At 72.3% G+C, this 12,967-nt stretch carries 10 protein-coding genes; 3 read left to right on the forward strand and 7 right to left on the reverse strand.

Features of this window, described 5'->3' with window-relative positions; all coding sequences use genetic code 11:
* Window positions 1–121 precede the first annotated feature (121 nt).
* On the forward strand, window positions 122–1,591 hold the full coding sequence (locus JD276_RS12170) for a dihydroorotase (RefSeq protein WP_200115931.1): 1,470 nt from the start codon (window positions 122–124) through the stop codon (window positions 1,589–1,591).
* A 57-nt stretch (window positions 1,592–1,648) separates the two neighbouring features.
* On the opposite strand, the gene JD276_RS12175 is transcribed toward JD276_RS12170, so the two are convergent.
* From JD276_RS12175 to JD276_RS12205, 7 genes are all read right to left on the reverse strand, one after another.
* Window positions 1,649–2,404, reverse strand: coding sequence for an ABC transporter ATP-binding protein (locus JD276_RS12175; RefSeq protein ID WP_200115932.1), 756 nt, complete (start codon window positions 2,402–2,404; stop codon window positions 1,649–1,651).
* A complete protein-coding gene (locus JD276_RS12180; protein WP_200115933.1) occupies window positions 2,401–3,366 on the reverse strand; it encodes an ATP-binding cassette domain-containing protein in 966 nt (321 codons plus the stop codon). Before JD276_RS12180 ends, JD276_RS12175 begins: the two co-directional genes overlap by 4 nt.
* Window positions 3,363–4,196, reverse strand: a complete 834-nt coding sequence (locus tag JD276_RS12185; RefSeq protein WP_200115934.1) for an ABC transporter permease — start codon at window positions 4,194–4,196, stop codon at window positions 3,363–3,365. Before JD276_RS12185 ends, JD276_RS12180 begins: the two co-directional genes overlap by 4 nt.
* Window positions 4,193–5,155 (reverse strand): ABC transporter permease, encoded by a 963-nt coding sequence (locus JD276_RS12190; protein ID WP_200115935.1) that lies wholly within the window; start codon window positions 5,153–5,155, stop codon window positions 4,193–4,195. Before JD276_RS12190 ends, JD276_RS12185 begins: the two co-directional genes overlap by 4 nt.
* 64 nt (window positions 5,156–5,219) lie before the next feature.
* Window positions 5,220–6,722, reverse strand: coding sequence for an ABC transporter substrate-binding protein (locus JD276_RS12195; RefSeq protein ID WP_200115936.1), 1,503 nt, complete (start codon window positions 6,720–6,722; stop codon window positions 5,220–5,222).
* A 105-nt stretch (window positions 6,723–6,827) separates the two neighbouring features.
* Complete coding sequence (locus tag JD276_RS12200; protein WP_200115937.1) at window positions 6,828–7,640, reverse strand: DUF1684 domain-containing protein; 813 nt, start codon at window positions 7,638–7,640, stop codon at window positions 6,828–6,830.
* A 177-nt stretch (window positions 7,641–7,817) separates the two neighbouring features.
* Window positions 7,818–9,809: a M13 family metallopeptidase gene (locus tag JD276_RS12205; protein ID WP_200115938.1), complete on the reverse strand. Its 1,992-nt coding sequence runs from the start codon at window positions 9,807–9,809 to the stop codon at window positions 7,818–7,820.
* A gap of 272 nt (window positions 9,810–10,081) precedes the next feature.
* Between JD276_RS12205 and JD276_RS12210 the strand changes: the two genes are divergently transcribed.
* Together JD276_RS12210 and JD276_RS16350 are read left to right on the forward strand one after the other, a co-directional pair.
* A complete protein-coding gene (locus JD276_RS12210) occupies window positions 10,082–11,530 on the forward strand; it encodes an MATE family efflux transporter (protein ID WP_200115939.1) in 1,449 nt (482 codons plus the stop codon).
* 80 nt (window positions 11,531–11,610) lie between these two features.
* On the forward strand, window positions 11,611–12,966 hold the full coding sequence (locus JD276_RS16350) for an MFS transporter (protein WP_307866559.1): 1,356 nt from the start codon (window positions 11,611–11,613) through the stop codon (window positions 12,964–12,966).
* Window position 12,967 lies beyond the last annotated feature (1 nt).

The raw sequence follows: 12,967 nt of genomic DNA on the forward strand, positions 1-12,967 counted from the left end.
CCCCGGCCCCGCATCGCCCACCCCCCCGTGGGCGGCGCGCCCCTCCCCGCCGGGGCCGCGCGCGCCCCCGACGGCCTCCTCCCCTCCATGACCAACTGAGACAGCATTCGAAGGAGCACACATGTCTGAGTTCGATCTCCTCATCAAGAACGTCCGCGTCATCAGCGCGAACGACGACCCGGTCACGGGCGACATCGCCGTGAAGGACGGCCGGATCGCCGAGATCTCCGCCTCCATCGACGCCGATCGCGCGACGGAGGTCGTCGAGGGCGACGGCAGGCTCGCCTTCCCGGGCGCGATCGACGCGCACCAGCACTGGGGCATCTACAACCACCTGAGCGAGGACGCCGTCTCGGAGTCGCGCGCCTCCGCGCAGGGCGGCGTGACCACCGGCATCAACTACACCCGCACCGGTCAGTACTACCTGAACGAGGGCGGCCCCTACGAGGAGTTCATGCCCAAGGTGCTCGGCGCGTGCGAGGGCCGCGCCCACATCGACTACGCGTTCCACGTGGCGCCCATGTCGAAGCAGCACATCGACGAGCTGCCCGCGCTGGCCCAGGAGTTCGGCGTCACCTCGTTCAAGATCTACATGTTCTACGGCGGCTTCGGCCTGCACGGGGCGTCGTCGAGCCAGCGCGAGTTCCTCATGCTGCCGGAGGACGAGAACTACGACATCGCCCACTTCGAGTTCGTGATGCGCGGTGTGCAGAAGCTGCGCGAGGAGCTGCCCGAGTACGCCGACGAGATCTCGCTGTCGCTGCACTGCGAGACCGCCGAGATCATGCGGGCCTACACGCAGATCGTGCAGTCGGAGGGCAGGCTCAGCGGGCTCGAGGCGTACAGCGCTGCACGCCCGCCCCACTCCGAGGGTCTCGCGATCACGATCGCCTCCTACCTCGCGCACGAGACGACGCTGCCGAACATCAACCTGCTGCACCTCACCTCCGCGAAGGCGCTGGAGGCGGCACTCACGATGGCGAAGGCCTTCCCGCACATCAACTTCCGCCGCGAGGTCACCATCGGGCACCTGCTCGCGGACTACACGAACGCGGCGAACATCGGCGGCAAGGTGAACCCGCCGCTGCGGTCCCCGGAAGACGTGGAGGCGCTCTGGGAGCATCTGATCGCCGGCGACATCGACTGGGTCGTCAGCGACCACGCCTGCTGCAAGGACGAGATGAAGTTCGGCGAGGGCGAGCACCGGGACGACGTGTTCATGGCGAAGTCGGGCTTCGGCGGAGCCGAGTACCTGCTGCCCGGCCTGGTCGGCGCCGGCCTCAAACGCGGCCTCAGCGAGCAGCGCATCGCCCAGCTCGCGGCCTGGAACCCGGCGCGCCGCTACGGCCTCGAGGGCAAGGGCGACATCGCGGTCGGCTACGACGCCGACATCGCCCTCGTGGACCCGACCGGCTCGACCGTGATCCGCCCGCAGGACTCGGAGTCGACGCAGGAGTACACGCCCTTCGACGGCTTCACACTCGACGCGCTTGTGACCGACACCTTCGTGCGCGGCCACCGCGTGCTGGCCGACGGCGAGGTCGTGGGCGACCCGATCGGGCGCTACGTCGCCCGCGGCCCCAAGCGCTGAAGCCCGACGCGTCGAGCCCGTGCCGCTTGACGCGTAGACGCGCGGGGCGATCCCGCCCTATGCGGGGAGGCGCGGGATCGCCGAGATCAGGCGGCGCGTGTAGGGGTCGCGCGGCTCGGCCAGCACGGCCGCCGTCGGGCCCTGCTCGACGATCCGGCCCCGCTCGAGCACGGCGGTGCGCTCGCAGGCCGCCGCCACGGCGCTGAGATCGTGCGAGACCATGAGGAGGGCGAGGCCGGTCGTGCGCCGCAGCTCGTTCACGAGCTCGATCACCTGGGTGCGCGTGCTCACGTCGAGCGCGCTCACGGGTTCATCGGCGACGAGCACCCGGGGGCGCACGACGACGGCGCGCGCGATGGCGATGCGCTGCCGCTGGCCCCCCGAGAACTCGTGCGGGTAGCGCTCGGCCGCGTCGCCGTCGAGGCCGACGGCCGCGAGCGCTTCGCCCACCCGCGAGCGAGCGTCCGCGCCGCGCGCGAGCCCCAGCGACTCGAGCGGCTCGGACACGATCGCGCCGATGCGCTGTCTCGGGTCGAGCGACGAGTAGGGATCCTGGAACACCGCCTGCACGCTGCCGCGGAAGCCGCGCATCAGGGCACGATCGCGCACCGCCAGCGGGCTCCCGTCGAAGCGCACCTCGCCCGCCGACGGCCGTTCGAGGCCGAGCAGCAGGTTCAGCAGCGTCGACTTGCCCGCCCCGGATTCGCCGACGATCCCGACCGACTCCCCCGCACCGACCTCGAGCGAGACGCCCTCCAGGATCCGTCGCCTGCCGTACGAGAAGTCGACGCCCCGCGCCTCGAGCACCGTCATCGCTCCCCCTCGTCCGTATCGGCCTCCGCGAGGGGGCCCACCGCCCCGTCCGACCCGCGCGCACCGGTCCCGTCGCCGCGGGGACCGCGCGGACCGTCGCCGTCGAGCGCCGCGTCGAGCGCCCGCGCATGCGCGACGAGCTGCGCCGTGTAGGGGTCGCGCGGTTCGCGCAGGATCGCGTCGACCGGCCCCTCCTCGACGCAGGCTCCGCCGCGCAGCACGTGCACCCGGTCCGTCATGCGCGAGACGACCGCGAGATCGTGGCTGATGAAGAGCAGGCCGGTGCCGCGCTCCGCGACGAGCCGGTCGAGCAGGTCGAGGATCTCCGACTGCACGGTGACGTCGAGCGCGGTGGTCGGCTCGTCGGCGATGAGCAGCCTCGGCCGCGCGGCGATGGCGACGGCGATCGCGACGCGCTGCCGCTGGCCGCCCGAGAGCTCGTGGGGGTAGGCGCGGGCGAGCCGGGGATCCTCGAGCCGCACCTCGGCGAGCACCTCGGCGACGGATCGCGCCAGCTCGGCGCCGCGCAGCCCGAGGTGGCGGCGCAGCGGTTCCCCGACCTGCCTGCCGACCCGCATGAGGGGGTCGAGCGCCGTCATCGGCTCCTGGAACACCATCCCGGCGACCGGTCCCCGCAGCGGGCGCAGCCGCGCGTCGGGCGCGCCGACCGTCTCCACGCCGGCGAGCCTCACCGAGCCGCTCGCCTCCAGGCCCGCGGGCAGCAGGCCCTGGATCGCGAGCGAGCTCAACGACTTGCCGGAGCCCGACTCGCCGATGAGGCCGACCCGCTCGCCGGGGGCCACGGAGAAGGAGAGATCGCGCACGAGGGGGCGGTGAGCACGCTCGGGCGGCGATCCCGCTTCACGGGCGGCGGGCGGCGATCCCGCCCCCTCTGCGGCACCGCGACCGTCCGCGACCGCGATGCCCAGCCCGCGCACCTCGAGCAGCGCCTCGGCCGTCATCGCGTCCCCCTCCCCCGTCGAGTCGGATCGGCCGCGTCGCGCAGCCCGTCCGCGATGAAGTTGACGCCCAGCACCAGCACCACGAGCGCGATGCCGGGGGCGATCGCCCCCACGGGAGCGGTCATGACCGTGCCCTGCGCCTCCTGCAGCAGGCGCCCCCACGACGCGTTCGGCGGCGGAGCGCCGAGTCCGAGGTACGACAGGCTCGCCTCCGCGAGCACGGCGGCGCCGAACTGCAGGGCGAGCGCGACGCCGAGGGTGGGGGCGATGTTCGGGATCACGTGCCGCCGCACGATCCCGAGCGTGCTCGTGCCGCTCGTGCGCGCGGCCGTGACGTACTGGGCGTTCACGACCCGCTTCGCGAGGATCCGCGAGATGCGGGCGACCACCGCGGAGAGCGCGAGCCCGATCGCGAGGATCGCCGAGCCGAGCGAGGCCGGCTGCAGCGCGACGATGAGCATCGCCGTGAGCAGCACGGGGAACGCGATCGCCACGTCGAGCATCGCCGAGATGGCGTCGTCGAGCCACGGCGCCGCGAAGGCCGCGACCAGCCCGACCGTGACCCCGATGGCGGCCGCGATGGCGACGGACCCGATCCCGACGGTGAGGGCGATGCGCGCGCCGACCATCAGCTGGCTCAGCAGGTCGCGGCCGAGGCGGTCGGTGCCGAGCAGGTGCTCCGCGCCGGGCGGGGACAGGCGCCCGCCGGAGGTGTCCGAGAGCGAGTAGGGCAGCCAGAAGAGCGAGACGATCGCGACGAGCACGACGATCCCCGTCAGCGCGAGGCCCACGGTCAGGGTGACGCTGCGGCGCCCGATCCTCCGCCTCATCGGTCCACCCCCACGCTGCGGCGCAGCCGCGGATCCACGAGTCGCTGCACGATGTCGGCGGCGAAGCCGACGAGCAGCACGATCAGGGTCGTCACCACGAGCACGCCCTGGATCGCGGCGAAGTCGTGTCGCGCGATCCCGTCGACCAGGTAGCTGCCGAGGCCGGGGAGCGCGTAGACGCTCTCGACGACCACGGCGCCCAGCAGCGCCGTCGAGAGCTCGATGCCGAGCACCGCGATCACCGGCACCGAGCCGTTGCGCACGCCGTGCCGCCACAGCGCCTCGCCGAAGCCCGAGCCGTGGGCGCGGGCGGTGCGCAGGTAGTCGCTGCCGAGCACGTCGAGGGTCGCCGAGCGCACGTAGCGCGTGAGCGACGCGCCCATCACGATCGCGATGGCGACGGCGGGCAGCACGAGCGACGAGACGGCCCCCGCGGGATCGCCCCAGGATCCGACGGGGAAGCCGCCCGTCGGGAACCACCCGAGCCGCAGGCCGAAGATCCACACCAGGATGATGCCGACCCAGAACACCGGCACCGCGATGCCGAGCTGCGCGAAGCCCGACAGCAGGATCCCGTACCAGCGGTCCGCGCGCAGGGCGCTCGTCACGCCGGCGGCGCAGGCGAGCGCGAGCGCGATCAGGAAGGCGAGCAGGGTGAGCGGGAGGGTCACCTGCAGCCGGGCGGCGACCTCCGGGCCGACCTCGGTGCTGCTCAGCAGCGAGGTGCCCAGGTCGAGGCGGAGCATGTCGCCGGCCCAGGCGAAGAACTGGACCAGGATCCGACGATCCGAGCCGACCTGCGCCCGCGCCGCCGCGATCTGCTCGGGCGTCGCGTTCACCGAGAGCAGCGCGTTCGCGGGATCGCCCGGCAGCAGGCGCAGCAGCACGAAGATCACGATCATCGCGAGTGCGAGGGAGCCCAGGAGCAGGGCGCTGCGGCGGACGAGGTAGCGGAGCATGGGCCTCTCGGATCGTGCGGGGGATCCCGGAGCCGCGCCGTGGCGGCGGCGGGATCCCGCCCGGTCATTCCTTGACGATGTTATACGCGAAGAACTGCGAGTTGAGGCCGTTCACCGGGTACCCCGACACGCTGTTCGACGCGACGACCACCTGCGGGTACAGGTACAGCCACGCGCTCGCGGCGTCGCCCGCGATCTGCCGGTTCGCCTGCTTGAGCAGCTCGGTCTGCTCCTCCTCGGACGAGGCCTGCTCGGCCTGCTCGATCCAGGCGGACACCTGCGGGTTGTCGTAGCCCCAGTAGAAGTCGGGGTTGCCGTACCAGACGACGTCGCGGTCGTTCACGTGCTCCTGCAGCGTCGCCTCGAAGTCGTGCTCCTGGAACACCTTCGTGTACCACTCGTCGGCGCTGATGGTGTTGATCTGCACGTCCACGCCGATCTTGCCGAGCTCGGACTGCAGGAACTCCGCGACCGCGGGGTGGGGGTCGTAGCTCGGGGTGTCGAGCGTGAACGAGAACCCGTCGGGGAGCCCGGCCTCCTCGAGCAGCTGCTCGGAGCGGTCGGGGTCGTAGGGGTTGAGATCGTTCAGATCCTCGTACCACGGATCGCTCGGGGGCACCATCGAGCCGATGACCGTGCCGTAGTCGCCCCAGATGGCGTTCAGCAGCTTCTCGCGATCGATCGCCGAGTAGATCGCCTGGCGCACGCGGGGATCGTCGAAGGGCTCGACGCGGTCGTTGAAGGCGAGCAGCTCCTTGGTCGTCGACTGGCCGTCGTTGATGGTGAACTCGCCGCTGTCCTCGAACTGCGGCAGCGAGTCGGGGTTCTGGGCGCTCGTGATGAGGTCGACGCGCCCGCTCTGCAGGGCCGTCGCCTCGGCGTTGGCGTCGGTGAAGTAGGTGAAGACGATGCCGCCGTTCTTCGCGGGCTCGCCCCAGTAGTCGTCCCAGCGCTCGAGCGTGAGCGTGCTGCCGCGCTTCCACTCGCCGAACGTGTACGGGCCGGTGCCGTCTGCCGTCGTCTCGAGGTCGGTGGCGTCGGCGTTCACGATCCAGACGTAGGAGAGCAGGTAGACGAACGAGATCGACCGCTGCTGCAGGGTGACGACCACCGTGCGCTCGTCGGGGGCCTCGACCCGATCGATGACCTCGAGGCTCGACTTGCGGGCCGACTGCGAGTCGGGGCCGATGACCGCCTCGATGCTCGCCTTGACGTCGGCCGAGGTGAGCTCCTTGCCCGAGTGGAAGGTCACGCCGTCGCGCAGCGTGAAGGTGTAGGTCAGCCCGTCGTCGCTCACCTCGTGCTCGGCCGCGAGCACCGGCTCGACCTCGCCGTCGTCATCGAGGCGGAACAGGCCCTCGTAGACGTTGCCGGTCAACGCCTCGGTGACGCCCTGGCCGCCGCCCGCGATGTTGCTGAGGTTCACGGGCTCGTAGAGCGAGCCGATCGAGATCGTCGCGTCGGGGCCCCCGTCGCCGGTGCCGGCCCCGCCCGAGGAGGCGCAGGAGGTCAGCGCGAGCGCCGCCGCGACGACGGCGCTCGCGGCCCAGAGGGTTCTCTTCTTCATGGTGTGTTCTGCTGTTCCTTCGGGTCTCGGCGGGGCGGGGGCGTGGAGCTTGGCGTCGCGTGACGCTCGGCGCGTGGTGCGGGGCGTGGCACCGCGTGGAGCGTGTCAGAGCGCGTAGAGGTCGAAGCCGTCGCGGAAGCGGGGCTGCCTCTCGCCGGCGCGGACCGCCCAGGGCAGGCGGTTCTGCGGCGGCGGCATGGGGCAGTTGTACTGCGCCGAGAAGCCGCATGGCGGCACGAAGGCGCGGTTGAAGTCGAGCGTGACGGGGCCGCCCTCGCCGAAGAGCGCGGGATCCCGATCCACCGCGAGGAAGCGACCGGGGGCGTAGCTCCCCTCCTCGCCGTCGCCGTTGGTGAGATCGCCGAAGACGAGCAGCAGCCGACCGCTGCTGTCGTAGGCCGACAGCTCGAAGCGCCGCCCGTCGCGCTCGAAGACGATGTCTCCGGGCGCCACGAGTTCGCGGGTGGCCCCCGCGTCCCTGATGTGCTCGAACGCGAGGGTGCGCCCGGCGCCCGCGGGCACGAACTCCGCCTCGATGACCCACTCCGGGTCGTAGGGGAACGCGTCGATCCCCTCGAAGGCCTCGATGGCCGGCGAGTGCGCGTCCCAGACGCGCAGCCCCCGCTCGGGCTCGCCCGTGTCGATGTTCTTCCGCTCGAGCGCCGTGACGACGACGCTGTCGGCCGGACGACCGTGCCGCTCGGCATCCTCGCGCCGCTCGGCGAGCTCGGCCTCGACCGCGGCCCGCGCTGCGTCCTCCGGGGTGCCGGCGGGGAACCATCTCGTGAGCGTCAGGCTCAGGTTGCCGGTCGCCGAAGCCACCTCGGCCTCGCGCGCGCGGTGCCACGCCTCGTGCGCGGCCTCGGCCATCTCATCCAGCTGGGGAGGGGCTTCGGTCGCCCGTGAATCTGCCGTCATGATGCTCCATTCTCCTCCGCGCCGCTTGCAAAGATCGTGAATGTTACACATTCTGAAATCGAAAGCGTGCGGCACGGGCTGCAACCGCGGGCCCGGGGCCGCTATTCCCGACGCTCGGAACGGCGCGGTGCGCCGACCGCACCGAACGCTCAGGCGGCGCCGACCGCACCGGGACGACTACCAGATGCTGACGCGCTGCTCGGGATCGAGCCACAGCTCGTCTCCCGGCTTCGTGCCGTAGGCCTCGTGGAACGCCGCGAGGTTGCGCACGATCTGGTTGCAGCGGAACTCGTTCGGCGAGTGCGGGTCGATGGTCAGCAGCCGCACCACCTCGGCGGGCCGCGACTTCTGCTGCCAGGCCTGGGCCCAGGAGAGGAAGAACCGCTCGGCGCCGGTGAGCCCGTCGATGACGGGCGACTCCGCGCCGCCGAGCGAGCGCAGGTACGCCTTCCAGGCGATCTCGAGGCCGGAGAGGTCGCCGATGTTCTCGCCGATCGTGAGCTCGCCGTTGACCGTCTGGCCGTCGGCGCCCTCGGGCGAGAGCGCGTTGTACTGGCCGATGAGCGCCTTCGTGCGCTGCTCGAAGGCCGCGCGGTCGGCCTCGGTCCACCAGTCGGTGAGCCTGCCCTCGCCGTCGTAGCGCGACCCCTGATCGTCGAAGCCGTGGCCGATCTCGTGCCCGATGACCGCGCCGATCGCCCCGAAGTTCGCGGCGGCGTCTGCGCGCTTGTCGAAGAACGGGGGCTGCAGGATCGCGGCGGGGAAGACGATCTCGTTGAAGCCGGGGTTGTAGTAGGCGTTCACGGTCTGCGGGGTCATGAACCACTCGTCGCGGTCGATGGGCTTGCCCACCTTGCCGAGCTCGCGCCCGAACTCGACTTCGGCGACGCGGCGCGAGTTGCCGACGAGATCGCCCGCGTCGACGGCGAGCGCCGAGTAGTCGCGCCACTTCACGGGGTAGCCGATCTTGGGGGTGAAGCGATCGAGCTTCTCGAGGGCGCGGCGCTTCGTCTCCTCCCCCATCCAGTCGAGGCGCTCGATCGACTCGCGGTACGCCTCGATGAGGTGCTCGACCAGGCCGTCCATCTCGGTCTTCGCGGTCTCGTCGAAGTGCCGCTCGACGTAGAGGCGGCCGACGGCCTCCCCCATCGCGCCCTCGACGAAGGAGACGCCGCGGCGCCAGCGGTCCCGCTGCTCGGTGGCGCCGGTGAGCGCGGTGCCGTAGAAGTCGAAGTTGGCGCGCGAGATCTGCTGGGAGAGCAGCGCGGCGGAGCCGCGGACGATGCTCCACACCAGCCAGGCTCGCCACGCCTCCAGCTCATCGTCGACGAGCAGGGAGGCGAGCCCCTCGAGCGCGTCCGGCTGCCCGGCGACGACCTCGGCGAAGGCGGCCTCCGGGGCGCCCATCGCCGAGAGGTACGCCTTCCAGTCGAGGGCCGGGGTGATCTGCTGCAGCTCGGTGAACGTGCGCAGGTTGTAGAGCTTCTGGATGTCGCGGCTCGCCACGTTGTCCCAGTGGTGCGAGGCGATGCGGCTCTCGAGGTCGTAGGCGAGGGCGGAGAGGTGCTCGGCCTCGCCCTCGGCGATGCCGACGAGGCCGAGCATGCGCGCGATGTGGGCCCGGTACTGCTCGCGCAGCTCGGCGAACTGCTCTTCGCGGTAGTAGGACTCGTCGGGCAGGCCGATGCCGCCCTGCATGACGAAGACGATGTAGCGGGAGGGGTCGCCGGGGTCGTTGTCGACGCCCATGCCGAAGAAGCCGCCGAGGCCCTGACGCTCGAGCTCCGCGACCAGCGCCACCAGCTCGGGCACCGAGCCGACGGCGAGCGCCCGCTCGATGTCGGCCGCGACGGGCTGAGCGCCGAGGGCGTCCACGCACTCGACGTCCATGAAGCTCGCGTAGAGCGCCGCCACCTTGTCGGCCTCGGCGTCGGCCCCGCCCTCGATGAGGCCGGCGGCGGGGGCCTCGGTGCTCATGATGATGTCGCGCACCGCCTCCTCCGCGTTCTCGGCGAGCACGGCGAAGGATCCGTAGCGGGCCTTGTCGGCGGGGATCTCGGTGCGCTCGATCCACCTGCCGTTGACGTGGCGGAACAGATCGTCCTGCGGGCGGATCGCCGGGTCGAGTTCTGCGGTGTCGATACCCGAAACGGGTGCTGCGTTGCTCATGCGACCACCCTATCGGCGGCTTCCGACATGGTTCTGCGGGGCCGCATCGGCACATTCGGGGTCGCTTCGGCACGGCAAAGCGCGGCGAAGCGCACGGAAGCGCCCCCGACTTGGCCTGCCGGGCTACGCCTCCTCGGCCTGGGCGAGCACATTGAGCACGCTCGGTGCGCAACAGGCATCTCACTCCGAACTTCACCCGTGAGTCGTCGGTCTGCGTGCATCGCACCCGCCGAGGACCACGAGCGTCGGAGGCCACCGCTAACGTGGTCGGCATGCCGGATTCCAGCCCCGATCAGCACGCAGCGGCGCAACGCGCTGGCCAGCCCGCCGCGCCGCAGACCGATCAGAACGCAGTGCAGCGGGCGACGCGACGCGCGGCCCGCCGCGACATCGACCGCAGGGTCGCGCACCTCGCGATCCCGGCGCTCGGGGCGCTCGTCGCGGAGCCGCTGTTCCTGGTCGTCGACTCGGCGATGGTCGGCCACCTGGGCGCCGGACCGCTCGCGGGCCTCGCGATCGCCAGCGCGATCCTGCAGACCGCGGTCGGCCTCATGGTCTTCCTCGCTTACTCGACCACGCCGCTCGTGGCGCGCAGGCGCGGGGCCGGGCAGATGCGCGGCGCGGTGCAGGCGGGCATCGACGGCCTCTGGCTGGCGCTCGGGATCGGGATCCTGCTCGCCCTGGCGCTGTGGGCGGGGCACCTCCCCGCGGTGGCCCTCTTCGGCGTCGACCCGGCGGCCGCGGAGGCCGCCCGCACCTATCTCTCCATCTCCTGCCTCGGACTGCCCGCCATGCTCGTCGTCTTCGCCGCCACGGGTCTGCTGCGCGGCCTGCAAGACACCCGCACGCCCCTCGCGGTCGCCGGAGTCGGCTTCGCGGCGAACGCGCTCCTCAACTGGCTGCTCATCTACGGCCTGGGGCTCGGGATCGCGGGCAGCGCCTGGGGCACCGTCATCGCGCAGTGGGGCATGGTGCTCGTCTACCTCCTCGTCGTGCGGCGTCACGCCGCACGGGTGGGGGCCGGGTTCCTGCCGCATCGCGACGGCCTCGCGCAGGCGGGCCGCAGCGGGTGGTGGCTGTTCATCCGCACGGCGGGCCTGCGTGCGGCGCTGCTGCTCACGGTGGCGGCGGCCGCGAGCCACGGCACCGTCGCGACGGCCGGCTACCAGGTGGTGTTCACGATCTTCTCGACGGCGGCCTTCGCCCTCGACGCGCTCGCGATCGCGGCGCAGGCGCTCGTGGGCGACGCCCTCGGCGCGCGCGACGCCGACCGGGCCCGCTTCGTGCTGCGCCGCACGGTGTTCTGGGGGCTGGTGTGCGGGGGCGGCATCGGGCTGCTGCTCGTCACGGCGAGCCCGGTGCTCGGGCGGGTGTTCACGGGGGACGAGGCGGTCCTGGCGATCCTGCCCCCGGCGCTCGTGGTGCTCGGGATCTCCCTGCCGCTCGGCGGGTTCGTCTTCGTGCTCGACGGAGTGCTGATGGGAGCGGGCGACGCCCGATACCTCGCGTGGACGAGCCTCGTGAACCTCGCCGTCTATCTGCCGGTGCTGTGGGCGATCACCGCGGCGACCCCCGGGCCCGGCGCGGGCTCCGAGGGGGCGGGCCGCACGCTGGCGCTCGTGGCGCTCACGGCGGCGTTCGCGATCGCGTTCATGCTGGCGCGGGCCGTGACGCTCGGGATCCGCGCCCGCGGCGATCGCTGGGTGGTCCTCGGCGCGTGAGGCCGGACGCCCCACGGCAGGCCCGTTGATAGGCTGAGACGTCGGCCGCGGCCGACTCGACCCGCCGATATTGGAGAGCCGTGACCGACCGCACCCACGCAGAGGAGCGCCGCGTGCGCCGCTGGGTCTTCGCGATCCTGACCGTCTTCGCGCTGCTCGGTTTCGGCTTCGGCAGCTGGCTCTCGCGCCTGCCCGCCATTCGCGACCACCTGGGCGCGACGACCCTCGAGATGAGCGTCTACGGCCTCTGCCTGGCGCTCGGATCGGTGACGGGTCTGCTCTTCTCGGGCCGCACCGTCTCCCGGCTCGGGCCGCGCCGAACGCTCGCCGCCGGCATCGTCGTGCAGGCTCTCGCGATGCCCTCGGCCGCCCTGCTCATCTGGGGAGGCCTGCTCGTGCCCGGCCTCGCCGTGCTCTTCTGCTTCGGCTTCGTGTTCAGCACCTCCGACGTCGCGATGAACGTCAGCGGCGCCTCCGCCGAGCGGGCGCTCGGGCGACCCCGGATGCCGATGCTGCACGCGGGCTTCAGCCTCGGCAGCGTCAGCGCGATGGGCGCGGGCGCGGCGGCGGAGTCGCTCGGCCTGCCCGTGCCCGCGCACCTCGCGATCGTGTTCGGCGCGATCGCAGTGGCTGGGCTGCTCTCGCTGCGTCTCGTGCCGCGCGAGGAACAGGCTCCGGACGAGCGCCCCGACGAGCCGGGCCCCGCCGCTCACTCCACGAAGACGGGCCCGATCCCGACCGTCACGGGGTCGGTCCCCGTCGTCACGGGGTCGGTCCCGACCATCACCGGGGCGATCCCGGTCGTCGCGGGATCGTCGGCGGGTGCCGAGGATGCGGCGGCCGGCGGAGGAGCCGCTCGGCAGCCGGCGCGCAGCCCGTGGCGCGACCCGCGGATCCTGCTCATCGGTCTCATCGCGATGAGCATGAGCCTCGCCGAGGGGACCTCGGCCGACTGGCTCCCCCTCGCGCTCGCCGACGGGCGGGGCGTCGCCAACGAGGTCGGCGCGCTGATCCTCGGCACCTTCTTCGTGGCGATGACGCTCACCCGCCTCGCCGGATCGCCGATCCTGAGCCGCTTCGGGCGCGTGGCCGTGCTGCGCGGCGGCGCCGTGCTCTGCGGGATCGGCGTCGTCATCGTGATCCTCGCACCCGTCACCTGGGGCATCGTGGCGGGAACCCTGTGCTGGGGCATCGGCTGCGCGCTCGGTTTCCCGGTGGCCATCTCGGCGGCCGCCGACAAGCCGGCGACGGCCGTGCGCGACGTCGCCGCCGTGGCCTCCATCGCCTACACGGCGCTGCTCCTCGGGCCCATGGCCTTCGGGTTCCTCGGCGAGCACATCGGCCTGCTCACCTCGTTCTGGGTGCTCGCGGCGGTCGCCCTCCTCAGCGCGCTCCTCGCGGGCGCGGCGCGGGAGCCGGAGCGGTCGGCGCGCTGAC

Source organism: Leucobacter chromiisoli (genome assembly GCF_016522505.1).
In the GTDB taxonomy this organism is placed as follows: Bacteria; Actinomycetota; Actinomycetes; order Actinomycetales; family Microbacteriaceae; genus Leucobacter; species Leucobacter chromiisoli.

Excerpts from the sequence above, each read along its gene's own strand:
- JD276_RS12170 (WP_200115931.1), top strand. The coding sequence starts at position 122 with ATGTCTGAGTTCGATCTCCTCATCAAGAACGTCCGCGTCATCAGCGCG.
- JD276_RS12175 (WP_200115932.1), bottom strand. The coding sequence starts at position 2,404 with ATGACGGTGCTCGAGGCGCGGGGCGTCGACTTCTCGTACGGCAGGCGA.
- JD276_RS12180 (WP_200115933.1), bottom strand. The coding sequence starts at position 3,366 with ATGACGGCCGAGGCGCTGCTCGAGGTGCGCGGGCTGGGCATCGCGGTC.
- JD276_RS12185 (WP_200115934.1), bottom strand. The coding sequence starts at position 4,196 with ATGAGGCGGAGGATCGGGCGCCGCAGCGTCACCCTGACCGTGGGCCTC.
- JD276_RS12190 (WP_200115935.1), bottom strand. The coding sequence starts at position 5,155 with ATGCTCCGCTACCTCGTCCGCCGCAGCGCCCTGCTCCTGGGCTCCCTC.
- JD276_RS12195 (WP_200115936.1), bottom strand. The coding sequence starts at position 6,722 with ATGAAGAAGAGAACCCTCTGGGCCGCGAGCGCCGTCGTCGCGGCGGCG.
- JD276_RS12200 (WP_200115937.1), bottom strand. The coding sequence starts at position 7,640 with ATGACGGCAGATTCACGGGCGACCGAAGCCCCTCCCCAGCTGGATGAG.
- JD276_RS12205 (WP_200115938.1), bottom strand. The coding sequence starts at position 9,809 with ATGAGCAACGCAGCACCCGTTTCGGGTATCGACACCGCAGAACTCGAC.
- JD276_RS12210 (WP_200115939.1), top strand. The coding sequence starts at position 10,082 with ATGCCGGATTCCAGCCCCGATCAGCACGCAGCGGCGCAACGCGCTGGC.